At 45.8% G+C, this 21,294-nt stretch carries 26 protein-coding genes and 4 tRNA genes; 8 read left to right on the top strand and 22 right to left on the bottom strand.

What is annotated here, in order from left to right:
* The first annotated feature begins 4 nt into the window (after positions 1 to 4).
* Together QVC96_RS03115 and QVC96_RS03110 are read left to right on the top strand one after the other, a co-directional pair.
* A tRNA-Asp gene (locus QVC96_RS03115) sits at positions 5 to 79 on the top strand.
* Positions 80 to 278: 199 nt separating this feature from the next.
* A tRNA-Gln gene (locus tag QVC96_RS03110) sits at positions 279 to 351 on the top strand.
* A gap of 99 nt (positions 352 to 450) precedes the next feature.
* On the opposite strand, the gene QVC96_RS03105 is transcribed toward QVC96_RS03110, so the two are convergent.
* Complete coding sequence (locus QVC96_RS03105) at positions 451 to 1,161, bottom strand: hypothetical protein (protein ID WP_287689890.1); 711 nt, start codon at positions 1,159 to 1,161, stop codon at positions 451 to 453.
* Positions 1,162 to 1,177: 16 nt separating this feature from the next.
* Positions 1,178 to 2,035: a hypothetical protein gene (locus QVC96_RS03100; protein ID WP_287689889.1), complete on the bottom strand. Its 858-nt coding sequence runs from the start codon at positions 2,033 to 2,035 to the stop codon at positions 1,178 to 1,180.
* Between the two features lie 152 nt (positions 2,036 to 2,187).
* On the opposite strand from QVC96_RS03100, the gene QVC96_RS03095 reads away from it, so the two are divergent.
* Positions 2,188 to 2,337, top strand: coding sequence for a hypothetical protein (locus QVC96_RS03095; protein ID WP_287689888.1), 150 nt, complete (start codon positions 2,188 to 2,190; stop codon positions 2,335 to 2,337).
* A 236-nt stretch (positions 2,338 to 2,573) separates the two neighbouring features.
* Here QVC96_RS03095 and QVC96_RS03090 read toward each other — a convergent pair.
* The 6 genes from QVC96_RS03090 to QVC96_RS03065 all read right to left on the bottom strand — a co-directional run bounded on the left by QVC96_RS03090 (position 2,574) and on the right by QVC96_RS03065 (position 7,312).
* Positions 2,574 to 2,669: transfer RNA gene (locus QVC96_RS03090), tRNA-Ser, on the bottom strand.
* A gap of 24 nt (positions 2,670 to 2,693) precedes the next feature.
* Positions 2,694 to 3,254, bottom strand: a complete 561-nt coding sequence (locus QVC96_RS03085; protein ID WP_238024647.1) for a class I SAM-dependent methyltransferase — start codon at positions 3,252 to 3,254, stop codon at positions 2,694 to 2,696.
* Complete coding sequence (locus tag QVC96_RS03080; protein WP_287689887.1) at positions 3,242 to 3,943, bottom strand: RNA-guided pseudouridylation complex pseudouridine synthase subunit Cbf5; 702 nt, start codon at positions 3,941 to 3,943, stop codon at positions 3,242 to 3,244. Before QVC96_RS03080 ends, QVC96_RS03085 begins: the two co-directional genes overlap by 13 nt.
* 13 nt (positions 3,944 to 3,956) lie before the next feature.
* Positions 3,957 to 4,262, bottom strand: a complete 306-nt coding sequence (locus QVC96_RS03075) for a tRNA pseudouridine synthase A (RefSeq protein WP_287689886.1) — start codon at positions 4,260 to 4,262, stop codon at positions 3,957 to 3,959.
* A complete protein-coding gene (locus tag QVC96_RS03070) occupies positions 4,263 to 4,553 on the bottom strand; it encodes a 50S ribosomal protein L14e (protein ID WP_287689885.1) in 291 nt (96 codons plus the stop codon).
* A 41-nt stretch (positions 4,554 to 4,594) separates the two neighbouring features.
* Positions 4,595 to 7,312, bottom strand: a complete 2,718-nt coding sequence (locus QVC96_RS03065; protein WP_287689884.1) for a DEAD/DEAH box helicase — start codon at positions 7,310 to 7,312, stop codon at positions 4,595 to 4,597.
* Positions 7,313 to 7,351: 39 nt separating this feature from the next.
* Between QVC96_RS03065 and QVC96_RS03060 the strand changes: the two genes are divergently transcribed.
* Genes QVC96_RS03060 through QVC96_RS03050 form a run of 3 tightly spaced genes read left to right on the top strand, consistent with a single transcriptional unit; the run spans position 7,352 to position 10,046 of the window.
* The gene (locus tag QVC96_RS03060; RefSeq protein WP_287689883.1) at positions 7,352 to 8,995 is read left to right on the top strand and encodes an ATP-binding protein; all 1,644 of its coding nucleotides are present in this window, start codon (positions 7,352 to 7,354) and stop codon (positions 8,993 to 8,995) included.
* The gene (locus QVC96_RS03055; RefSeq protein WP_238024653.1) at positions 8,992 to 9,303 is read left to right on the top strand and encodes an RNA polymerase subunit Rpo13; all 312 of its coding nucleotides are present in this window, start codon (positions 8,992 to 8,994) and stop codon (positions 9,301 to 9,303) included. The genes QVC96_RS03060 and QVC96_RS03055 overlap by 4 nt, the downstream gene beginning before the upstream one ends.
* Positions 9,303 to 10,046 carry a DNA polymerase sliding clamp gene (locus QVC96_RS03050; protein WP_238024654.1) on the top strand — a complete coding sequence of 248 codons (744 nt, stop codon included), beginning with the start codon at positions 9,303 to 9,305 and terminating at the stop codon, positions 10,044 to 10,046. The genes QVC96_RS03055 and QVC96_RS03050 overlap by 1 nt, the downstream gene beginning before the upstream one ends.
* On the opposite strand, the gene QVC96_RS03045 is transcribed toward QVC96_RS03050, so the two are convergent.
* From QVC96_RS03045 to QVC96_RS03025, 5 genes are read right to left on the bottom strand one after another with little or no spacing between them, the layout of a single operon-like run.
* Entirely contained in the window at positions 10,018 to 11,118 is a 1,101-nt protein-coding gene (locus tag QVC96_RS03045) for an amidohydrolase family protein (protein ID WP_287689882.1), read from the bottom strand. The genes QVC96_RS03050 and QVC96_RS03045 overlap by 29 nt on opposite strands.
* Positions 11,097 to 11,798: a GTP cyclohydrolase IIa gene (locus QVC96_RS03040; RefSeq protein WP_287689881.1), complete on the bottom strand. Its 702-nt coding sequence runs from the start codon at positions 11,796 to 11,798 to the stop codon at positions 11,097 to 11,099. Before QVC96_RS03040 ends, QVC96_RS03045 begins: the two co-directional genes overlap by 22 nt.
* Positions 11,795 to 12,247, bottom strand: coding sequence for a 6,7-dimethyl-8-ribityllumazine synthase (gene ribH / locus QVC96_RS03035; RefSeq protein WP_238024657.1), 453 nt, complete (start codon positions 12,245 to 12,247; stop codon positions 11,795 to 11,797). Before ribH ends, QVC96_RS03040 begins: the two co-directional genes overlap by 4 nt.
* On the bottom strand, positions 12,228 to 12,695 hold the full coding sequence (gene ribC / locus QVC96_RS03030) for a riboflavin synthase (RefSeq protein WP_238024658.1): 468 nt from the start codon (positions 12,693 to 12,695) through the stop codon (positions 12,228 to 12,230). Before ribC ends, ribH begins: the two co-directional genes overlap by 20 nt.
* On the bottom strand, positions 12,695 to 13,357 hold the full coding sequence (locus QVC96_RS03025; protein WP_287689880.1) for a 3,4-dihydroxy-2-butanone-4-phosphate synthase: 663 nt from the start codon (positions 13,355 to 13,357) through the stop codon (positions 12,695 to 12,697). Before QVC96_RS03025 ends, ribC begins: the two co-directional genes overlap by 1 nt.
* Positions 13,358 to 13,908: 551 nt before the next feature.
* Between QVC96_RS03025 and QVC96_RS03020 the strand changes: the two genes are divergently transcribed.
* Positions 13,909 to 14,664 carry a DUF2208 domain-containing protein gene (locus tag QVC96_RS03020; protein ID WP_287689879.1) on the top strand — a complete coding sequence of 252 codons (756 nt, stop codon included), beginning with the start codon at positions 13,909 to 13,911 and terminating at the stop codon, positions 14,662 to 14,664.
* On the opposite strand, the gene QVC96_RS03015 is transcribed toward QVC96_RS03020, so the two are convergent.
* The 5 genes from QVC96_RS03015 to QVC96_RS02995 all read right to left on the bottom strand — a co-directional run bounded on the left by QVC96_RS03015 (position 14,638) and on the right by QVC96_RS02995 (position 18,338).
* Entirely contained in the window at positions 14,638 to 15,927 is a 1,290-nt protein-coding gene (locus QVC96_RS03015) for a cobyrinate a,c-diamide synthase (RefSeq protein WP_287689878.1), read from the bottom strand. The two genes, QVC96_RS03020 and QVC96_RS03015, sit on opposite strands and share 27 nt — an antisense overlap.
* A 15-nt stretch (positions 15,928 to 15,942) precedes the next feature.
* Positions 15,943 to 16,038 (bottom strand) — tRNA-Ser (locus tag QVC96_RS03010).
* 25 nt (positions 16,039 to 16,063) lie between these two features.
* Complete coding sequence (gene rpsJ / locus QVC96_RS03005; RefSeq protein ID WP_011921188.1) at positions 16,064 to 16,372, bottom strand: 30S ribosomal protein S10; 309 nt, start codon at positions 16,370 to 16,372, stop codon at positions 16,064 to 16,066.
* Between the two features lie 20 nt (positions 16,373 to 16,392).
* On the bottom strand, positions 16,393 to 17,700 hold the full coding sequence (gene tuf / locus QVC96_RS03000) for a translation elongation factor EF-1 subunit alpha (RefSeq protein ID WP_238024662.1): 1,308 nt from the start codon (positions 17,698 to 17,700) through the stop codon (positions 16,393 to 16,395).
* Positions 17,701 to 17,753: 53 nt separating this feature from the next.
* Positions 17,754 to 18,338 (bottom strand): 30S ribosomal protein S7, encoded by a 585-nt coding sequence (locus QVC96_RS02995; protein WP_238024663.1) that lies wholly within the window; start codon positions 18,336 to 18,338, stop codon positions 17,754 to 17,756.
* 87 nt (positions 18,339 to 18,425) lie between these two features.
* Here QVC96_RS02995 and QVC96_RS02990 point away from each other — a divergent pair, with 87 nt between their 5' ends.
* A complete protein-coding gene (locus QVC96_RS02990; protein ID WP_238024664.1) occupies positions 18,426 to 18,890 on the top strand; it encodes a bifunctional nuclease family protein in 465 nt (154 codons plus the stop codon).
* Between the two features lie 8 nt (positions 18,891 to 18,898).
* Here the strand turns inward: QVC96_RS02990 and QVC96_RS02985 are convergent, their stop codons facing one another.
* Genes QVC96_RS02985 through rpoA2 form a run of 4 tightly spaced genes read right to left on the bottom strand, consistent with a single transcriptional unit; the run spans position 18,899 to position 21,292 of the window.
* Complete coding sequence (locus QVC96_RS02985) at positions 18,899 to 19,339, bottom strand: 30S ribosomal protein S12 (protein WP_011921184.1); 441 nt, start codon at positions 19,337 to 19,339, stop codon at positions 18,899 to 18,901.
* An 11-nt stretch (positions 19,340 to 19,350) separates the two neighbouring features.
* The gene (locus QVC96_RS02980) at positions 19,351 to 19,782 is read right to left on the bottom strand and encodes a NusA-like transcription termination signal-binding factor (protein ID WP_238024665.1); all 432 of its coding nucleotides are present in this window, start codon (positions 19,780 to 19,782) and stop codon (positions 19,351 to 19,353) included.
* Between the two features lie 12 nt (positions 19,783 to 19,794).
* The gene (locus QVC96_RS02975; RefSeq protein ID WP_238024666.1) at positions 19,795 to 20,106 is read right to left on the bottom strand and encodes a 50S ribosomal protein L30e; all 312 of its coding nucleotides are present in this window, start codon (positions 20,104 to 20,106) and stop codon (positions 19,795 to 19,797) included.
* Positions 20,107 to 20,113: 7 nt separating this feature from the next.
* Positions 20,114 to 21,292: a DNA-directed RNA polymerase subunit A'' gene (gene rpoA2, locus QVC96_RS02970; protein WP_287689877.1), complete on the bottom strand. Its 1,179-nt coding sequence runs from the start codon at positions 21,290 to 21,292 to the stop codon at positions 20,114 to 20,116.
* Positions 21,293 to 21,294 lie beyond the last annotated feature (2 nt).

Below are 21,294 nucleotides of genomic sequence, written 5' to 3'. Positions count from 1 at the left end.
GTATGCCGCAGTAGTCTAGCCCGGTCTAGGATGGGGGCCTGTCGAGCCCCTGACCCGGGTTCAAATCCCGGCTGCGGCGCTCCTTTACCATACGATTTCTACGCCAGTCTCCTTGATGGAAAGGATTTATTCACGTTCCTGAACGATCTCTTGATATAAACGTCCTTTAGAAGGTTATCTAGACCTCTTGTCCGTCTCTCACCATGTAATCAATGAGACAAAGCTAAATTGACACCCATTAAGGAAGCTTTATAACGTAGAATTACAAAATCCGTATTAGCCGGGTAGTCTAGCGGCCAAGGATCCAGGGCTTTGGCCCCTGGGACCAGGGTTCGAATCCCTGCCCGGCTACCTTACTTTTCACGAAAGTTTCTCTGGTTTTGATTCGATTATAGTACTTTCAAACATCACAACTCAAACTTTATCTTCGGATTTTCGAACTCTCCAGTACTATCCCACCGCCAGAAGCATGGAAATCATGGACAGAATTACCAGCATGAGAAGAACGTTTCTATATTCCTCCCTTAGCTCTCTTTCCACTATTACGAAGGCAAGCTCCAGGACCACAACTATTGCGAACTCTATTTCCAGGTACGCGAAGGAAACGTCGCTGAGCGGGTTCCCCTGCAGGGACATGAACTCCTCAGTGAGCCCAACCACGGCCAGGATAACGATAATTAAGGACGAGACCAGCTCCGGTTGTCCTTTTCTCAGTCTTCTCGCCAAGGATTTCAGAATCTCGCCCATATACCCTCTCCAGTTACTCTCCACATAGAATGGAAAGGAAACAGTTCCTACCATGGCCCCGAAGAGGAATGCAATACTAAACTCCAGATTGGCAGGTGGGCCCAACCTGATATTCAGACTTTTCCATAGCCCCTCCGTATGAACCCATGTCTCTTGAAGGAAAAGGGCCCATAATAGGATATTCATCACCCACAGGAATGATCTCCAGAACTTCAGGTATTGAAACTCCAACCCATATGCAATCTCAACGAATACCCGTCCTCCCTGTGAGTTGGTGGTTCTGAACTGCATGTCCACGGCTGTGTTGGACTCAACGACTCCGTTTTCGGGCGCAGGGTCACAGAACAGATCTAGGTTAATCCCGGGGAAAAGTTCCTGGTTCCTCCTGTTCCACTTCAACGAGTTTCCTGACACGATAGGCGTGGGCTTATTATCCTCGTCGCGAAGACTGAAGCTGATCCTTTGCAGACTGGTGACAACCCTTATAACCCTTTGAGGGTATTATAACTATTCCTTCAGTTATGTTATCCAGGAGGGCTATCCTTATCTCGAACTCCTTCTTTCCTCTCCTTATTTCGTCATAACTCTTGAGGCTAATTGTACGGCACTCTCCAGGTTTCAGTTCCCTATTCAGCTCAACCACTACAGCGAATTCCATTTCATTTATCTTCTCACCCAACAGGTCCCTCAACTGTCCATTGGTCAGTAGGATGAGATGTTCGTGGGCCTCATCCTCTATGCGTAGTCCCCTTACGTAACTGTCCAACCCAAAGTACACATGCTTCACTGGGAAATCGGTTGTATTACATACGGTGTATTCGTGCCGGCGAAATCCCCTTACCGGATCCTCATGCTTGAAGAATATCCTTGTCCTGACGATGGAGAGATTGTCATATATCTCCAGCGTATCCACAAAGAGATTGTTACCGTAGATCCTCCCATTACTCGAGATATTGAAGTAAACATACCTGGGCTTCCCCTGACTTGACAGGTAAATTGCAAGGTTAAAGGGATACAGGGTGGCTGTGCTCCCCTCTCCCTCCTGTGGTGGTTCTGAGATGTAAGTGAATATGGAGGAACTTATTACAAGACGATTGAAAAATATGGTAAAAATTTTACCATCCTCGGATATAGCCCTAACCTCGGCCCCCTTCTCCTGCGGATCAAGCGTTATCTGTATGGTATTCAGAACCGTGTAGGATGCAGATGGTGGATCGTGGTACTCCAGCTTTACGTTAACTTTGTAGCTGTAGACCTTCTGCGACGACTTCGAGTGTGCTCCCTCCATAATATTGTAGGAAAAGTTTCAGGATATACTAATAATTTTCGCTGTTGCCTCTTCGATGTCCGCCGTCAGAGTTTAAGCCAGCTGAATGAAGGTATCGTCAACGGTAACCCTTAAACCTTTATATCCTTGCTGATCTATTTTACACGCGAGAAATGGCCAAAATTAGGGTCGTCCGTGGAAAGGATATAGTTAAGGCCTTCGAAGAGTTCGATAGGGAAGGGCCCAGAATGCCAGGATGGGCAGAATGGAAAGCTGTGGATGAAACAGAGGACGGGCAGGGAAAGGGAAGATCCAGAAGATAGAATACAGGTTTAATTGAAAGTAATCAATTTTGAACCTGAGTTTACTTGTTTACAGTATCTCTAACTGATTAGCATGGGGTTTCCGTCCATCTCTATGGAGTGATATTGCCCTATCAGGGATTGGGCTACACGAGTTCCCTATCGCCGTATACCATTTCAATTTCATACTCACTATGCGTCTCCATCCAACCCTGTACCACAGGACCTCAAACACGTGACGTCCCTCGATCTGAAGACGCCGGGGGCGGGATTTGAACCCGCGCAGGGAAGTCCCTACTGGCTAACCAGGAAGCTCTCAAGGCCAGCCCCTTGGTCCGCTCGGGCACCCCGGCACTTAATTATCCAGTTTGCTCTCTTTAATTGTTTACGGCGAGGACAATGGAGTATCCCTTCACGCTCTTCATGACCCTGACTTCGGGGAAATAATCTCCAAATATCTTGGTTGCGTTACCCTCCCCCTTATACAGGACCATCTGTACGTATCCACCCTTTTCCAGCTTCTCTGGGGCCTGTTTGGCCAGTCTCTCCAGCACGTCTACCCCCTTGGAAAGGGGAGGGTTGGAGTAGATGGCCTTAACCCTGACCCCTAGCTCTGACAGAAGGTCGCTCTTGATCACTGTTACCCTATCCCCTAACCCGTATCTCTCCACGTTCTCTCTCGAGGCCTTTACTGCCAGGGGGTTCATGTCAAGCATGTAGACCGAGAGCCTTGGGTTCACTAGTGCCACGTATATTCCTATAGGACCATAACCGCATCCTACGTCGGCTACTGCCCCCTCCTCAGGAATTAGAAGATTCTCTAGAAGAACCCTAGTCCCTAGGTCTAATCTCTTCTTAGAGAAGAGACCTGGGTAGCTAACTAGGTTTAGGGGGACTCCATTAACCACATCAGTTACGATAAACATCATTTCTTCCATGCCTTGGGATATACATCTTTCTCCATTAATACCCTCTCAGGTTTAGCCACTTCTCCCTTTTTCCCCATGTTTCTGGAATCAATCAGGGCCCTCCCAAGGGCTATTCCCTCACCCTTCCAGGTGATGAGCGCCACTACGTCATCCTTTCTGAAGCTCTGAAAGGCCACTATCCCGGGTGCCATAAGGGGCGATCCATAAGCGAGGGAGTTAACGGTCTCGTCGTCCACGATGATCTTGGGGATTCCGCAGAAGGCCATCTCCATGGGGATGAGTATCTTCCTCAGCTCATCCTCCTCACCACAATTACGGTAGAGGTAAAGTGCCTCGGACACCTGCTGTAACGTTACAAGCGTGTCCTCCCTGAACACACCTGACCTGGTCCTCCTTAACTCCCTCATATGTGCACCGCAACCCAGAAGGATGCCCATATCATGGCAGATCTTCCTCATGTAGGTCCCGGGCTCTGAGGATATCCTCATGAGCACCTTCCTTCCTTCTATCTCCAGAATGTCAAGCGAGTACACCTGCCTCTTCCTGACCCTCCTCTTCACTGAGGATCGCACGGGCGGTTTCTGATATATGGTCCCCACGAATTCCTTGGAGACCTCCCTGACCCTGTCCTCTCGAAAGTCACAGTGGACCTCCATCAGGCACACGTATTCCTTTCCCGATTTGGTCACGACGCTCATTACTCTGGTGGCCTTACCCAGGCCTATGGGTAGGACACCGGTTACCTTGGGATTGCCCCGCCCATAAGGGCTCTAGGGTCCCTCCGTGCCCCACCCTGGGTAACCCAAACATGGTCTTTACCCAGAAGGCCACTTCGTGACTTGTGGGTCCGGGTGGCTTGTCCACGTTAATGATCGAGGTGTTCATTAGATCCTTTATTGTTCTCTTGTCCGGTTGAACCCCGAAATCCCCTGCAGGAACGTAATCCTTGCGAATCTCCCAGGGCTTATCATAACCACAAAACTTATCAATTCTTTCCACGAAAGGAGAAAAATCCATTCAAATCACTGGAACTTTTACCTTCACCTTTTCCTTCATGAAGTCAATCAATCCTTGCTCCTTCAGTTTTGCCTCTATTTCCTGGTCTGAGGCTCCCTTGGCTATCTCTACCGCCTTGTCCGTGGGTTCCAAGTGTGATATGTTAACCCTTCTTCTCTTAACTCCGCTGATGTTCTTTGGACCTGTAACCAGAACAAAGTTATTGTCTATTATATCAACTATGACACATTTACTCCCAGCTTCGCGTCCAGAGAGCTTAACGCAAATCCTCCCGACTTCAATTATTGCCATATCAGAACACTTGAGAAAAGTTCTCGGTTGCTATTAAAAGCTTACTGCCAGTACTTCCTATACCTAATGAACTTCCTCTCCTCCTCCATGAGAGTTTGATAGAACTTATCCTCGCCTTGAGAGAGGGACCTAAGTACCCTTCCCAGATTGGTGGGACCTATACCCCTGACCGCCAGGGCCAAGAAGGCTATCCTACCGTAATTGGAGTAAAGTGAGGCTATGGACTTAAGCTCCGAGAGCCTCTTCTGTTCTTTTCGGTTCAGCTTCTCTCCCCTTATGTTTCTCCTAACAATTTCCAGTGCCTCCCTGTCGTCTGGAAAGGTTGAGGTGATGAACACAGACCCGCACCTGGGACATCTCTCCGGAGTTTCTGCCACCTTCACCTTGGAGTTCCAACCGCATAGGAGACAGATTGAAAGTATCTCCTTGTTCATAAGCCGTCTCTTGAAGACTTCCACCATGATGGGTTTATCATCCACGGAGGTGAAGACCAGGAGACGGTCAAGAAATTCCTGGGCTAGGGGAGATGGGGAGGGAACTTCCACTAGGTCCCACTTCATTTCCTTGAGGAGCGACAGGATGGAGAGATCATGAAATCTCAGCATGAACTCCTTGATGGACTCCTTTCCTATCACAGTATCAACGTAGGCCCTTAGAACGTAATGACCCAGCTTGATCTCGGCTCCCTTTTCTATGGCGCCGAAGCGTTGAGCCTCTATCAGCAGGATCCACTTGAATTCGGGCTCGTTTACTACCTGCTGTTCCAGCAATCTTGATGCATACTCAGCACTCATGGACTTAACCTTGTTCAGGACGTCCTCCACAATCCCTACCTCCAGTGGAACCATGGAGGTCAATGCGACGTGATAGGCATCGCTCCTGAAGGAAGTTCTATACCCTATGGAGGAGAGAACCGCAGATATGAGGGAGCCGAGCGTATTGTTTCCCCTTGTGCCAAAGGGGGAATGAACTACAAGGAGATCGGAATTCACTAACTCAACCAGTATGGAATCCCTTTTCAGGATTGGGTAATTCCTAGAGAGGTGCTCCTCTACCTTCTCCTTGAGTTCGGGTTCCGCTTCCCTCCTCCCTGCAAAGGATTCGGTAAGGTATTCGTAAACCTTCATTGAAACCTCCTTCTCCACAGGTATGGCTTCCCCGAACCAGCTTGGTAGGTCACCCTTCTTGAGTTCCGCAGGGGAGACATATACCTTGCCCTCCTCTATTGATACAACTTTCCAGAGTCTTCCCCCCAGGACGAAGATACTATCCTCATCTAGAATGGACACGAAGTCGAAATCCAGGTTGCCTATCCTAGAGTTGGTGTCAGTGTTTATCACAAGATAGGTCATATTGGAGTCAGGAATCATGTTCACAGTGTAGTAGTACTTCCAAGTCCTTCTGGAGGGCTTCAGGACCTGACCCTCCCTTCTCACAACCCTCTCCGCCTCAAGCTGTTCCACCACAGCCTCCAGAAGCTCGGGGCTTAGGGTTCTGAAATAGGGAGAACCTCGAAATATCTCGAGGGCATCTGACATGAGCAAGGGACCTTCTATCACCATTCCTGCTATCTGATGGGCTAGGACGTCCAGTGGATTCTCCTCCACAATCATGGGCTCCAGATAGGACTTGGAGAGCTCTGTAATGGCCTTACACTCGAGTACGTCATAAGCGTAATTTCCGGGTATTACTACTCCCCTGGCCTTCCTATGAAGGGAATGCCCGCTCCTTCCAACCCTCTGAAGGAGCCTGATGGTCTGCCTAGGAGACATATACTGAACCACTAGGGAGATGCTACCGATATCTATTCCCAGTTCCAAGCTGGACGTGGCAACAATCGCGTCCAGCTCTCCCGCCTTAAAGCTGGACTCCATGTTCATCCTGATTTCCCGAGACAGGGAACCATGATGTGTAGCCACCCTAAGGTTAAACATCGTTTGAAGCTGATTGGCAAGGAACTCGGCAGTTTCCCTAGTGTTAGTGAAAATCAGGACAGGTCTGTTCTTCTCTATTATCTCCCTTAGTCTGAGTAATCTGGCCAGTAATACTGGATCCATTCCCTTCTTGACTGCAAGTTCAACGGTTTCATGAGAAGGCTCCGGGGTCTCAATGAGGATCTCTGTGTCTTTCCTCCCGTCAACCCTGGCCACCTCAACCTCCTCATCCAAGCTTAGGTAGGATTTGGCCAGCTCAACGTCACTGATGGTTGCAGAGAGTCCAATAAATCTAGGGTTTCTCGAGATCCTCCTGAGGCGCTGCAGAACTACGGAGAGCTCATAACCCCTCTTTTGGTCAAGCATTTCCTGCAATTCATCTATAATGATCCACCTTAGATTGGCCAGCAACTTCTTCAATCTCTTATCCACGACCAGATAGAGCAGGGTTTCAGGAGTGGTTATGAGTAGATCTGGCGGATTGAGGATAATTTCCCTTCTCTCCTTTCTGGAGTTGTCCCCATGTCTAGTCGCCACCCTAATTCCAAACGCCTGGCCAAAGTTCCTCAACCTCCCTTCCAGGTCCCTGTTTAGAGCCCTCAGTGGAGTTACATAGAGTGCAGATATTCTTTCATATCCCCTGGCAAAGATCTGGTATATGACGGGAATTATAGCAGCTTCCGTCTTACCATATCCCGTTGGGGCTATCACCAGTGTATGCTTACCCTTGAGAATGCTTGGGATAGCCAGCTTCTGAATGGGTGTGAGCTCCTTATATCCAATAGATTGCAGTCTAGAGATAAACTCTTGAGATACTGAGGACATGAAGGCATATTACTGTGGGCCCCAAGGCTTATTAAGCATATGCAAAAAGAGGTTAGATATCTCATTGCGATAGGGATAGTAATTGCTGAACTCATCTTTGTTGAGCTAGAAAGTCTTCAACCTATCCTCGGCGGTTTAAACGGTATCCTGACACTCTCGATTCTGGTGTTTCTAGACGGAGTTTTCTTTCCCCTGATTCTGGACTCCTTGATCCCGAGCATACTCTTCTCCCTGAGTATAGTTTCCCTTTTCACCATGATTGATGGACCTGCTGATCCTCTTATTTTCTTGGAATATCTCTCCGGGATTGGGATCACCACTGCCTTCCTGTACCTGACCAGATCGTTGTGGGATACTACCCTGATGTCCTTGAGAAGGATGAGGAGAAGACCTGATACGAAGATTTTCATTTTTTCTGTATTGCTGGGAATTGCAGTTTTTGCACTCACCCGTTCGCCCTTTCTGATCATTGGGGTAATAATTGATGGAGTCGTTCTCTCCTTTCTGGGGAGGACCGAACTGAGCCTACTATCCTCATTATCATGGATCTCTCTCCCCTACTTGCTCATGATGGAGCCCAGGGAAGAGGTTAACGGGATTTGTATAGGGGAGGTTGAGAAGGTATTGGTCAGAAGTCTAACTCCTGGCCTATTTCAGGCAGGATATAGATATAAATGGATTAGTAAGAGAAAATCCTTTTGTATAGATTTTTCTAGGACAAAGAATTACAACATAGTGATAGTGGGGTCCAGCGGATACGGGAAGTCAACTCTGGCGAAATTGATTCTGTCAAAAACTGACGTAGATTACGTTATATTTGATATTCATGATGAATACAGGGACGTTCCGGGCAAGAATGTGGATATGTCTCTAAACGGGATAAATCCACTATCGCTTTTCGGGAGATCTCCTAAACAGAGGTCCATTGAGATAGCCATGACCCTCAAGTCGATCTTCAATCTGGGAAGTATTCAGACCATGGATCTATCCAATCTCTTTGTGGAGGCGTATCAGGAAAAGGGGATATATGACGAGGATGAAAGGACGTGGACTCTAGACCCACCCACAATAAGGGATGTTCTGTTACTCCTTGAAAAGAAGAAGAGGGCATCTATGAGTTCGCAGGATCTGAATCGATGGGGCAGTATAGAGCCTTACCTGAGGTTTCTTGACTCAAACATCTTTTATGGAAGTGAGGATCTATGGAAATTACTTCAAGGGAGAGTTATACTGAACTTCTCCAGAATAACCACCGCTAACATAAAGTACATTCTAATGGAGACCGTTCTTGCCTCAATTCTAGGGAGTATGTACCTCGAGAAATCCAGCTCACTCAGGAAGCTCGTGGTTATAGACGAGGCTCCTTTCCTTCTGGGAAGGGAGAGCGGTGAGGCTCTGACGGAGAGACTTTTCGCCGAGGGAAGAAAATTCGGATATGGTTTCGTGCTAATATCTCAATATTCTGATAAACTTGAAAAAATGATAAACAACGCCTCAACAACAATGGTCATGGGAATGAATGATCCGGATGAGCTAAACTATATTGCTAGGTTAATCGGAGGGGAGAGCCAAGAGGCTAGGAGAATTATTTACGAAACGCTTTCGGGACTTGAGAGGGGGAAGGTAATAACAAGAGATATAACGGCGAATGATATAGTAGTTGTTCGCTTAAATCAGGGGTGATTTCCACGTCAGAGGATTACGACGATGAAAATGAACCAGAGACACCAGTGGATGATAGCGGTAGTAGAATGGAGGAAGAGGATGAAGGAGTACCAGCGATGTCCCTCCAAGACATAGAATTACTCACTAAGAACACTGAGGTGTGGCACAGACTTATGTCAGGGAAAATCAGTATAGAGGAGGCAAAGAAAGAATTTGAAGACAACAATTCAATTTTCGTGAGTAAGACCGAGAAGGGTAAAAAGAAAACGCCCAAGAAGAGGACGGCAAAGAAAACTAAAAAAGCCAAGAAGAGTAAGGAAGAGTAATGTTTAGGGCAATATACGGAAGTGCTAGGGATTTCTATTACATTATATCCTCCATGTCCAAGATTACTGACGAGTTAACACTGAATCTCACGGAGGAAGGTATAGGAACCAAGTACCTTACAGACGATAAGGTGATGATGGGAGTGGTCGAGATTAGCAAAGATGCACTGGAGGAGTACAGCATTGAAAAACCGGTTTCTGTGAAGCTTAACCTAGGAGATCTCAAGAAGATACTTTCAAAAATGAAGGGTAGGTCAACTGTGGAGATAGTGGAGACCGCTGATGGGATCAGAATTTCCATGAGAGATGAGAAAACGGGGACTAGGAGCAACCTCTCTATCAAGGCTGAAAAAGGAGAACCGCAGGCTCTCAAGGAGCCATCCGTTGCTCACTCGGTAACTATAGGCATTGGTGGTGATATTCTCACTATCCTAGTGGATGAGTCCATGCAGGTGGGAGAGGAAGTGGAGATAAAGACCGAAGATGATCGTGTGTCCTTTGAGGTTGAGGAAGCTGGGAAAAGATATTCGGCAATTCTCAGAAACGGTAAACCGCTCACTAAACTGGAGATAGAGAAACCGGGAAGTTCAAGGTACAGCTTACCCGTCCTAGAGAAGGTATCAAGCGCACTTTCCTTCTCCAAGGAAATAGAGATAGGGTTTGGGGCAGGGATTCCCATGAAATTAACGGCGCCACTGGAGAAGGGGGCAAGTATCAGGTTCTGGGTAGCCCCAAGACTTTAATTATTTTTCCTGGTTCCTTTATTAAGGCCATATACTTATTAATTGAAGTTTCGAATCTAGGAACAGGCCCTAGGATCAATCCAGTAATCCTGTTTCCCTCCTGAATTGGATAAACGCCCAGTTCAGGATTGACGGTGACTGATTTTAGGATCTCCCTGGAAAAATCGCTTCCAGGATCACGAAGACGTGATAGGAGCAGTGCTACCTCCATCTCCTTCCATAGATCTGGGTCAGTCACGCCCGCGTTGTCGGTCCCCAATAGGAGCCTGACTCCTCTCTTGATCATCATAGGGATGTTGGGTATCCCCGCTGAGAACCACAGGTTACTCCTGGGACATACAACCAGCTTCATCCCCTTCTCAGCCACCAATATAATTTCCTCTTCCGTTAAATGGGTACCATGAACCAGTATCTCTGGTTCGAGCGTGGAAAGGGCGACCTCAAGATCCGAGAGTAGGTTATGCCTCAGCGTTTCCGATACATGGATAGCGGTTATCCTATCTCTAAATACATCCCGGATGAGGCTAAGCTTCTCCACCCCCACGGAGACGCTACTGACCCCGTATCCATCCACAAACTTCTTGAGAAGCTCAAGTCTCTCCCTTGTCACTTCACCATCCAGCCTTCCTAGCGGAATATAGTTGATTGGGGACTGGTCCTTTACTTCCCTGGAGATAGTTGCGCCCTTGAGATCCATCTCCTTGAAATCAACCACGGTGAAGACTCCCAGTTTCAGCGATTTCTCAAGGAAGTTGAGTGTTGACTTCTTCAACTCAGAGAGGGACATGCTGACCAGTACCCTGTATTTCTCACTATGCGGGTCTCCCACAGCCTCCTTGAGGGTGAGATTCCATCCGAACTCAGGAGCTATGGCATCAAAAGTATGAACGTGTGAGTTCACTAGCCCAGGCATGAGAAGGGAGTTGGGATAGGTTTCACCCTTTACGTCCCATCCCTTTCCCACGTGTGAGATGATCCCATCGCTGATCTCTACGTGAACCTTCTCCGCTATTTCCAGTTCCTGTCCAAGTAGGGCATATTCCACGTTCACTATTCTTGAAGAAGCTTCCAAATCTCTCGCCTGTCCTTCCTAATTTCAGTTAAGGCCTTAGTGGCGTTCCTCATGGCCTCCCGTGCATTTCTTCCGATTCCTATACCCACCTTCATTTTTTGATTATTCTCCACCCTCGCTATGATCTGATCTATTACGTCTGGTCCAATAACCGTGACGATATTATCTCCGCCCATGTACTGAGCTATTCCACCAAGCGAATATACGTACTCCACAATCTCAAAATAGAACTTCTGGGCCTCAGTGAAGGACCTGTATGTGGAGGTACCGTTAGTGAAGTCCGTGAACCCGTTCAGGTCAAAATGAGCCACAGCGATAGGCGAATCTGGATAGGCAGGAAGTTGAAAATTGCCAGGCTCTAGCTCCTTAAGACAGCTGTATCCATTCTCCTGAGCCTTCAGTGGAGTTTCACCGTAACCTAGGCATGCCCTGATGTTAACTGGAGCCATTCTGGAGACGTAGTTCAGGAAGGCCCTTAGCCTACCGATTTCTATCCCATCTGCAAACATGATAGACTGATCGTATCTCATGGGAAAAACCATGCTTCCCATCTGAGAGGCCTTCCAAATCATCTTAGACGAGAGAAGATGCTGGTTTACCTGGATTTTCCACTCCCTATCGTTACCCAGCAACTCGGTCCATTCCCTATAGTTAAATAGCTCGACTATCAACACCTTCATTCTATATTCACCGAGGAACCGCTCTGGGAGGCCTTCATCCTTCTAGCCATTTTCACCGCTGATTCCACAGCCCTGGTGGAATACTCCTCTATTCTCTCCACGGCCTGCTCATGCGTCGCACCAGGTCCTATTATCCCGAGGGAGACAGGCTTATCGAATTCAAGGGACAGATCTGAGATCAGTCTAGTTACTTGATTGGCAATTAGCTCGTCATGCTTCGTTTCTCCCTTAATCACTGCCCCCAGCGTAACTACACAGTCTATGTCATCCCTTGACAACAAACGCTTCACGGCGAGAGGGATCTCAAAGGTTCCAGGAACCTTGAATATGGCCCTTATCTCTGCATTGAGGAACTTGGCATGTGAAATAGCTCTGTCAAGCATCAGGTGGGTAATATCATAGTTGAACTCAGCGACCACTATTCCCAGTTTAATCGAGCTGTCCTGCATTTCTATACCCCTGCCTCAATCCTTTACCTGCCATTCCAGTTAGGGCGTTCTTTCCATCCCTAACTAACTTCACCAAGTTTACGGAATGTTTTCTCGTCCTATCAATAGCGATCTCCCGAAGAGACTCCTCATCCTCAGCCTCATCCTCATGGACGGTTACGTCGATAACGTGAGTGGAGGTCAAAATTTGAACAGTGATAAGCCCTATACTTGTGGCTAAGTAACTGTACTTGTCCAACTGAGTTTTCCCAACCCATCCAAGGGTTATTACCCCATTGCATCCACCTTCAATGAGTCTCTTCGCAGCTACAGGTAGATCCTTGATGCCGGGAACTGTGTAACGAATAATATCAGCATCTGGATCCTCTTTCCTGATGGTGTTGATGGCTATCTCGCCCATATTAACCCTGGAGAAGGTGGTATCGGCAACTCCGTATACTCTCTCCATCACGCTACCACCTCCTGTAATATCTCCTTCCCCTCTAGGAAGTGAAATCCGTTATGCCTGGCAAACTTCATGGCTTCATTCTTTTCTAGACTTGTCTTCTCCCCCAACATTTCGGCGAAGACCATACTCCTCTCTAAGCCTAGGATCTCAGCCAGCGCTATACTAAGTTCCGTATGTCCACGTCTATTTCTGATTCCCCTAGAGATGAGTATTGGAACGTGCCCTGGCGAGTAGAAGTTTTCATAAAAGATCTCTCTGGCACTTTCCCTCATCTCCCTTAAGTTAGCGACTATGCTATGAAGTTCACTTATGGTACGTGCCCTATCCTGGTCTGAGATACCGGTCCCGGTATCCACGTAGTTAACCCATATGGAAAATGCTGGCTCGTCGTTGTATCTTGGCCTTTTCACAAGTCTGGAAAGGAGTTGATTGGATCTAAGAATGTCCACTTGAAAGGGAAGGCCCAGTAACTCTGCCTCTTCCTTACCTGTTGCGTAACATATTAGACCTCCAGCCAGAGTCCTTAGGGTTTTGACGCTCTTCCAGGAGACGGCCCCAGCATAAAACACCATGTCCACCTCTTGTTCTCTACCGTCGAAATCGTATATCAGAACTGGGATACCAGACTCCAGATCCCTCTTTACCTCTTCCAGTTTAGGCATAGGAACCAATTCACAGAATAGTATAAAAGCGTATATACTAATGTCGTTTGCTTCGGTTTAATAGGATTGAAATAATAACCATGATCGATACAAAGACTACGAATGGTACATATCGTAGATTCTGACTCGAAGATGATGAGTGATTACTTGAAGTTGGGATGCGATAACTATCACTCTTCAACGCGGAGGAAAGATGTACCGTAACGTTGTGTGTAGAAAGGGCGAAGTTTATCTGATAGGTGGAGTTTGGCACCAGCTCATAAAGCGGAACAATCAATGCAGTGGAGTTGACCCTGCTAAATGAGATATTGGATGTTATATTTTGCGGGGTGAAGTTCAGAACCAGCAAAATTCCGTTGGACAGGTTATAGGACTTTACGTAGTTCAGGGGCTCGGAAGTCACGTTGACGACGAGAATTTGATTTGGAGATTGAAAATAATATACGAATGTGTTCTGCTGAAGTATAGCAGAGCTTAGCGCCAGCAGTAGGAGAAAAAGTTCACGCATTGTTATATAAGTATATAAGTTACACCGTTATATACCAGTTAGTATGTCTTCAGCGACACCCAATCCTTATAATTGGAAATTTGCGCTTATTAGCCAGACATATCTTATTGTAATGTCTATAATTCTGGGATTTTATCCAAAATATTACCTTGAAGCATTCATTTCATATTTCATTATCTACATGGCAATAACTTTTTCCATGACTTACAAGTCTAATCCAATGTTAAGGGATAGGAAATTAATGATGGAAGTGGCGAATTCAGGAACACTTTACGAGGAGAAGAATGCCAATGATCTGGTAATGAAGGATGAGGAGTACCAGAAAGAGTACATGCAATTTGCCAAGAAAAATATGACCATGCTCTTCTCCTATCTAATTTACATAGTTGTGCTCTTCTTCGTGTATAGCTACGTCTCTAAGTTCGCTACCTCTCAGACCGATCCCTATTATAGACTGGCAGTTTACCTAGTTTATTTTGAAATAATCTATCTATTTGGATTCTTTGTATACAGGAGACTGTTTAAGCCCAGTATGATGTCAACCATGGCTCCCTTAAGTTACAAGGTTACAGAGAAGGGAGTGATTGGTTCAGGTGGCATGTCAGTCTTCCTACATGCAAAACATTTACTCAACTCCAATTTCGTGGTTAATAGGGAAAAGAAGTATGTGGAAATCGATTCCACTGAGGCTAAGTATCCATACAAGATAAGGCTCTACGCCAAGGATATTGACAAATTATTGGACATGCTAGAGAGAGTGAAGAGACTGGAGTTAAAGAGACAATCTCAAACCGGCTAAATGAACGTGAAGATAAGACCCTATAGCATTATTGACCCTGACTCCGTCAAGGCCATCTTCTATACCTTTTCCATTTCTATGTTTTAATGTGAACCTTTTCTCGTTGACGTAGTCTGGGGACGAGGCATGAAACTCGTGTCCCCTGATCACGTCTCCAGCCCTTCCGAGAGGAATGTCCTCCAACACATCTACAACCCTGTAGCCCAAGGTGAGCTTATTCATTGAAATTCCTATGTCGTATACTCCTGCCATGTGGAACTTACCATCCTTTGTTTTAATGTAGCTTGAGAGATACATTAACCCTCCACATTCCGCAATAATTGGGATACCAGTGTACACAGACCTCTTTATCCAGTTGATAGTGGAATGAGATTCTGAAAGTTCCTTGGGGAACAGCTCTGGATAACCTCCACCCAAATAGATTAGATCTGCTTCATCCACCTTCTCGTTGCGTATTGGACTGAACAATTTGATTGCATAGGATTTGCCAATTATGTCCAGGTTTTCTTGATAATAGAAAGAGAATGCAGAATCGTATGCCACAGCAACAATACCCTTCTTACTGCTGGGTACTTCTTCCTCTAGGTTCACATCTATGTCAGAGGCTGTGTTGGCTATATCTACTATCTCATCAAGGTCAACAAAGGACTCAACTTGTTTGGACATTTCCTCGACTGCCTCCATGGCCTTATTATAAGTTTCAACTGTGAAAAGCCCAAGATGCCTTGAGGGTACACTGAAATTGATCCTTGGAATATATCCCAATACCTTTGCATCTACCACTTTTTCCTTACAATAGGAGTAGTGGGATTCTGATGCTATCTTGTTGAATATAACTCCCCGTATATCTGCATTCCCAAAGTTCTTGAGACCATGAATTAGCGCAGCGGCTGTGGCTCCCATGGAACTGCAATCCAGTATAAGAATTATTGGGGTTCGGGTAACCTGAGATAACCTGTAGGTACTATACTCTATCCCATGGCCATCATAAAGACCCATCACTCCCTCTATTATGGAAATATCGCTTCCGCGAGAATATTTGACGAGAGACTTTAGAACACCATCCTCCCCCATCATGAAGAGATCAAGATTTATTGATGGTTTACCGGTGGCAATCCTATGATATCCCGTGTCAATGTAATCCGGCCCAGTCTTGAAGCCGCTCACTCTCATCCTTTTTGAGAGTGCTTTCATTATACCTGCTGTCACAAGAGTTTTTCCCGAACCGCTACGATCTGCAGAAATTAGAACTCTAGGTAACATAATAATCACCTAACGCGCCGGGGGCGGGATTTGAACCCGCGTAGGGTTGCCCCTACTGGCTGGCTGGTCTAGTCTCCAGGCCAGCCCCTTGGTCCGCTCGGGCACCCCGGCACCTTCACGAGGAAAAACGCGATTTCTAAATAAGTTGGATCTCTATATATACATCCTCTGGAACCTTAACCCTCATCAACTGGCGCATTACTCTTTCATCGGCAGAAATGTCAATTATCCTTTTGTGCAGGGACATCTCCCACTTCTCCCACTTCTTTCTTCCCTCACCATGTGGCAATCTCATTACGGGAACTTCCATTCTCCTAGTGGGAAGCGGAATAGGTCCCCTCATGCTAACTCCTGTTTTATCCACTATGCCCTTTATTTGATTTACCACATAGTTTAGGTTGTTAACGTTAGTGCTCCACAGCCGTATTCTAGCTTTATTTGGCATCCATGTACACCGCTATTTTGTTACTTTATCTCTATCTTGCTGGGCTTAACGTCGTTTATGACTCCCACACCTACAGTCTTACCCATATCCCTCATGGCGAATCTTCCTAGCGCTGGGAAGTCGCTGAACTTCTCCACACAGAGTGGCTTTATGGGCTTGAACTTGACTATTGCAGACTCTCCCTGCTTAATGAATTGTGGGTTCTTCTCAGCCTCCTTACCGGTCTTCGGATCCAATCTAGCTACAATCTCTGAAACTCTGCAGGCAATGCTAGCTGTATGAACGTGAACTACTGGAGTGTAACCCACTGCCAAGGCTGTTGGGTGCCATACCACAATTATCCTTGCGGTGAACTCGTCAGCCACTGTGGGTGGGTTGGTGGTGTGGCCTACCACGTCTCCTCTCTTCACATCCTTCTTATCAATACCCCTCACGTTGAAACCAATGTTATCTCCAGGTTCGGCTTTCTCCAACTTGGTGTGATGAGTCTCAATAGATCTAACCTCTGCGGATTTACCCGCAGGCATAAACACTATCTTGTCGCCTACCTTCATGACACCACTTTCCACTCTGCCCACTGGTACAGTACCGACACCGGATATGGAGTATACTTCTTGAATGGGTAATCTCAGAGGCTTATCAACTGGCTTCGGTGGGATCTCTAGCATATCTAGTGCCTCCTCTAGCGTGGGACCGTTGTACCACTTCATGTTCTCAGATCTCTTGGTTACGTTCTCTCCAGTAATTGACACGATGGGGATAAACTTGACCTTTGACATATCGAATCCAAAGGACTTCATGAACTTCTCAATTGTTTCCTTGATCTCGTTGTATCTTTTCTGGTCATATGGTGGCTCCGCTACGTCCATCTTAGTGATGGCTACTATCACCTGGTTGAGACCCATGGTCTTGGCAAGAATAATGTGCTCCCTTGTTTGTCCCTCCAAGCTCATTCCGGACTCAAACTCACCCTTTCTAGCTGAAACGGCCAGTATGGCAGCGTCTGCCTGGCTTGCGCCAGTGATCATGTTCTTGACGAAGTCCCTATGTCCAGGAGCGTCAATTATGGTAAAGAAGTACTTCTTTGTCTCGAATTTCATGAAGGTCAGGTTAATTGTGACACCTCTTTCTCTCTCCTCCTTCAGCCTGTCTAGAAGGAAGGCATATTTCTCTGACTCTTTCCCCAGTTTCTTAGCAGCTTCTTCGGCCTCTTTGATGGTCTTCTCGTCTAAGAAACCTCTATCCATTAAAAGTCTTCCAACTAGAGTGCTCTTTCCGTGGTCTACATGCCCTATAACGATCAAATTCAAGTGTGGCTTTTGAGACATCTAGCTCAACTCCTACCCGAGATAAAGGTCTTAGTTAATAAAAGTTTAGCTATTTATCTAGAGCTCAGGGCTATCCTTTCCATCTCTTCTTTCTTTCTAATGGCGAAACTCCTGTTATCTCCGCTGGCTGCAGCAATGAGTTCGTCCGCTAACGCCTCCTCGATGGGCTTTGGATTATTGAAAGCAGCCTGCCTAGCCCCGTCCACTAGGTTCCTTAGCACTATGTCCACTCTCCTTTGGGGTGATACGTCTACAGCAACGTAATAGACTATTCCACCGTACATGATCCTTGTTACCTCTTCCCTTGGCGCCGAGTTCTCAATAGCCCTAACTAATACCTGCAGAGGATTCTGCCCGGTTCTCGCGTTAATCAGCTCAAACGTGGCCTTTACGATGTTGTATGCTAAGATCTTCTTTCCCTTATTCTTCCCAGGCCTCATCAGTTCATTTATCAATCTCTCCACAATAGAGACCCTTGCTTTTCCAAACCTCCTGTGCTCATGTCTCCCTCCAGAATGTGGGAGATAAACCGGCATTAGTGAGATATACTTCTTTAAACTAGGATCCCGTATCTCGACCTTGTTATCCCATTTGTCGAATATCCTTATATCCAGTTTTGATAGCTCGTAACTATCCATTTCTGCACTCACCTCTATACGAACTTAACGGATTAAATAACTATTCATGAAGGGTTTAATAGTCTTCGTGAGATAAGATAATATATAATGGCTGAACAGGAGCACGATCTTGTAGGAGTAAGCAAGGTAGACGCATTTATTTCGCCAATGAATGGTGTACCAGTAATAGTGTGCTACCTAGAGGATGGTAGGGAATTTAATCTGTTTTACGTTCCACCGGACATAGTAAATGCAATAAACAAACTATTGAAGAACGAACCTAACGACTCTGGAAGCCTCTCGGAGCTAGCTAGGAGGGAGACTGTATACGATATTATTTCATTTATTCCAGAAGTAATTGAGGAATTAGAGAAGAGAGTTACGCAGGTAATCATTGATGATATACAGGACGATATATACATTGCCACAGTGGAGCTAAACTTTGGAGGTTTGATAATTCAGAAAAGAATGATACCAAGCCATGCGATATATCTTGCCTTACTCACTGGGAAGCCAATAAAGGTAAAGAAGGAGTTAGTGGATAGATCCACAGAGAGAGGAAACAAGGCGTAAAAACTTAGCTATCTGACTGGCTTCTGTTTCTTACCCTTGTATAGTGAGTCTAGGGAGACACCATTCACCATTATTACCTTATATCTGACTCCAGGCAAGTCACCCATTGACCTACCCAAAGTACCTCCTATTCCGGCTATTATGACCTCATCGTGTTCATCAATGAAGTTTACTCCTCCGTCGCCAGGAACGAACGCAGTTACGACCCTCCCATTCTTAACCAGCTGAACCCTAACACATTTCCTGACTGCAGAATTGGGCTGCCTAGACTCTATACCAACTTTCTCTAGAACTACCCCTCTAGCCATAGGGGCGCCCTGTAACGGATCAAATCTTTTCTTTAATTGTAAGACCCTAGTCTTGAACTTTCTCTGGCTCCATCTAAACTTTAACCTTCTGAGCTTTAGTTTCCTAGCGGCAAATATACCTTTTGGAGACTTATCTGCCAAATCGACACCTCTTAATTAATTATCACGGAGTCTATGTCCATGTATCTTTTTAAAATTATTTTGGCCCTAGAGACGTTCCTCCCAGCTTTACCTATGGCAATAGCCTTATCCTGAGGATCCACCGTTACATGTACCGTTTTCCTTGAGTTGCTGTCTATGGTTTTAACGCTCTTAACCCTAGCAGGTGACATAAGGTTCTTTATGAGATCTTCTAGGTTATCGCTATACGCCACTACTTCAATATCCTTACCAATAATCTTCTTTAACTTCTTGATATTCATTCCTCCTTTTCCAATAGCCATTCCCATATTTTCAGGATCTACAAGGAATATTATTCTATTGCCTTCCTCGTCTATTATACAATCTCTTACAGTAACCTTTGTTACATCTTGAAAAAGCGACATGTATCGCATCTCTTCGGGAGTTAACTTAATATCAGGCATTTGTTATCACCGTCACTGATTTGCTAATTTCATGATCTGAGAATCCCCAAGCTCCTCTACGCCCACAGTAGATATGAGAAAAGGTTTACCTACCACTGTTCCCAGTTCCCATCCGCTTCCCTTATATTCTACAACAGGAACACCAGCCAAAGACGCGTATCTCATTATATCGTTCTTTATATCACTTCTTAATGTTGAAGCTATTATAACTCCCTTTAGCTTTCCCAGCTTCAAAGCCTTTATGGTCTTCTTACTTCCTAGAATTACTTTACCTGTCTTAAGAAGGACCTTGATTTCAGACTCGAAAGTTATTGATTGTGACATTTTCCTTTCACCTATTCGCGGGTCTCATTAAAAGTTCAACCATTCCGGTACCCAGCTTAATTGGTTGGCCTATAATAATGTTTTCTACTACTCCTTTAAACTCTTCCATGTCGCCCCTCGCAGCTGCGTCAAGGAGATGTTTCACCGTAACCTCGAAGGCCGCTCTTGCCAGTACGCTAGTCTTCTCGCCAGTTACACCATGCCTACCTATCTGTCTGACTTCCCCTGTTCTTGTCATTATGTCTGAAACTAGCTCTATGTGCCTTATATCCACATCTAGACCCTGTTCCTCAAGGACCCTCTTTATCTCTCTCGTTATAAGCTCTCTTGCAGCCTCCACGCCCAATACGCTTTCTACCTCATGTAGATTATTGGTCTCTATTCTGGAGACGTCAACACCCTTAACGCCTAGAACACCCTCAAGGTTGGATCCATCAGTGATGATAACATATTCGTCTCCTTTTTTCCTTATTATTGCCCTCTTAATCCCCTTAACTCCCTTAATCTTTGTGGACAGGATCTTTTCTCTGATCTTAAATAGCCCGGTCACGGTGTCCATATTTTCGAAATATATGGCAATTGTGTACTCGTCAGGGTTCTCAACCCTATAGTCTCCCATCTTAAGTTTCTTAATCACTTTCTCCACGTCCTCTGTGGTCAATCCCTTATCTTTAAGCAGGACAGGATCCAGTTTGAGAATTATACCCATGCCACCAACATCCAGGTTAACTGTCTCCACGACATGCTCCACCCTAGTGTATTCAATCCTCCTGGCCACATCCAGTGCCATGTCCCGGTCCTTTGCGTACTCTGGATTCAGGTAAATAGTCATCATGGGAGTGGAAGGAACCTTTCTTGCATCCACGATTTCTATAAGCCTTGGTAGACCTAAGGTAACGTTTAACTCTCTAACGCCAGCAAAGTGGAAAGTCCTTAATGTCATCTGTGTACCTGGCTCACCTATTGACTGAGCAGCTACAACACCTATTGCCTCCCCAGGATGGACTAGCGAACTAAGGTAATCTTTCATTACCATCTCCATGATTTTATCAATTTCCTCCCTGGTAATCTCAATTTGGGAATTAACTATTGAATCTCTTAGCTTGAGAATAATGGACGATGGAATCTTTCCACTTAACCTAGATAGAGCCTGTTCCAAATATTCCTTATCTGCGTCATTTATCATGA

Source organism: Metallosphaera javensis (ex Sakai et al. 2022), from assembly GCA_021654415.1.
Classification (GTDB): Archaea; Thermoproteota; Thermoprotei_A; order Sulfolobales; family Sulfolobaceae; genus Metallosphaera; species Metallosphaera javensis.
Note: the sequence above shows the minus strand (reverse complement) of the source record. Positions and strands in the feature narration are given on the sequence as shown.

What these genes read in the sequence shown, in the direction of transcription:
- QVC96_RS03100 (WP_287689889.1), bottom strand. Translation starts at nt 2,035, where the DNA reads ATGGAGGGAGCACACTCGAAGTCGTCGCAGAAGGTCTACAGCTACAAA.
- QVC96_RS03095 (WP_287689888.1), top strand. Translation starts at nt 2,188, where the DNA reads ATGGCCAAAATTAGGGTCGTCCGTGGAAAGGATATAGTTAAGGCCTTC.
- QVC96_RS03085 (WP_238024647.1), bottom strand. Translation starts at nt 3,254, where the DNA reads ATGGAAGAAATGATGTTTATCGTAACTGATGTGGTTAATGGAGTCCCC.
- QVC96_RS03080 (WP_287689887.1), bottom strand. Translation starts at nt 3,943, where the DNA reads ATGAGCGTCGTGACCAAATCGGGAAAGGAATACGTGTGCCTGATGGAG.
- QVC96_RS03075 (WP_287689886.1), bottom strand. Translation starts at nt 4,262, where the DNA reads ATGGATTTTTCTCCTTTCGTGGAAAGAATTGATAAGTTTTGTGGTTAT.
- QVC96_RS03070 (WP_287689885.1), bottom strand. Translation starts at nt 4,553, where the DNA reads ATGGCAATAATTGAAGTCGGGAGGATTTGCGTTAAGCTCTCTGGACGC.
- QVC96_RS03065 (WP_287689884.1), bottom strand. Translation starts at nt 7,312, where the DNA reads ATGTCCTCAGTATCTCAAGAGTTTATCTCTAGACTGCAATCTATTGGA.
- QVC96_RS03060 (WP_287689883.1), top strand. Translation starts at nt 7,352, where the DNA reads ATGCAAAAAGAGGTTAGATATCTCATTGCGATAGGGATAGTAATTGCT.
- QVC96_RS03050 (WP_238024654.1), top strand. Translation starts at nt 9,303, where the DNA reads ATGTTTAGGGCAATATACGGAAGTGCTAGGGATTTCTATTACATTATA.
- QVC96_RS03040 (WP_287689881.1), bottom strand. Translation starts at nt 11,798, where the DNA reads ATGAAGGTGTTGATAGTCGAGCTATTTAACTATAGGGAATGGACCGAG.
- ribH (WP_238024657.1), bottom strand. Translation starts at nt 12,247, where the DNA reads ATGCAGGACAGCTCGATTAAACTGGGAATAGTGGTCGCTGAGTTCAAC.
- ribC (WP_238024658.1), bottom strand. Translation starts at nt 12,695, where the DNA reads ATGGAGAGAGTATACGGAGTTGCCGATACCACCTTCTCCAGGGTTAAT.
- QVC96_RS03025 (WP_287689880.1), bottom strand. Translation starts at nt 13,357, where the DNA reads ATGCCTAAACTGGAAGAGGTAAAGAGGGATCTGGAGTCTGGTATCCCA.
- QVC96_RS03020 (WP_287689879.1), top strand. Translation starts at nt 13,909, where the DNA reads ATGTCTTCAGCGACACCCAATCCTTATAATTGGAAATTTGCGCTTATT.
- QVC96_RS03015 (WP_287689878.1), bottom strand. Translation starts at nt 15,927, where the DNA reads ATGTTACCTAGAGTTCTAATTTCTGCAGATCGTAGCGGTTCGGGAAAA.
- rpsJ (WP_011921188.1), bottom strand. Translation starts at nt 16,372, where the DNA reads ATGCCAAATAAAGCTAGAATACGGCTGTGGAGCACTAACGTTAACAAC.
- tuf (WP_238024662.1), bottom strand. Translation starts at nt 17,700, where the DNA reads ATGTCTCAAAAGCCACACTTGAATTTGATCGTTATAGGGCATGTAGAC.
- QVC96_RS02995 (WP_238024663.1), bottom strand. Translation starts at nt 18,338, where the DNA reads ATGGATAGTTACGAGCTATCAAAACTGGATATAAGGATATTCGACAAA.
- QVC96_RS02990 (WP_238024664.1), top strand. Translation starts at nt 18,426, where the DNA reads ATGGCTGAACAGGAGCACGATCTTGTAGGAGTAAGCAAGGTAGACGCA.
- QVC96_RS02980 (WP_238024665.1), bottom strand. Translation starts at nt 19,782, where the DNA reads ATGCCTGATATTAAGTTAACTCCCGAAGAGATGCGATACATGTCGCTT.
- QVC96_RS02975 (WP_238024666.1), bottom strand. Translation starts at nt 20,106, where the DNA reads ATGTCACAATCAATAACTTTCGAGTCTGAAATCAAGGTCCTTCTTAAG.
- rpoA2 (WP_287689877.1), bottom strand. Translation starts at nt 21,292, where the DNA reads ATGATAAATGACGCAGATAAGGAATATTTGGAACAGGCTCTATCTAGG.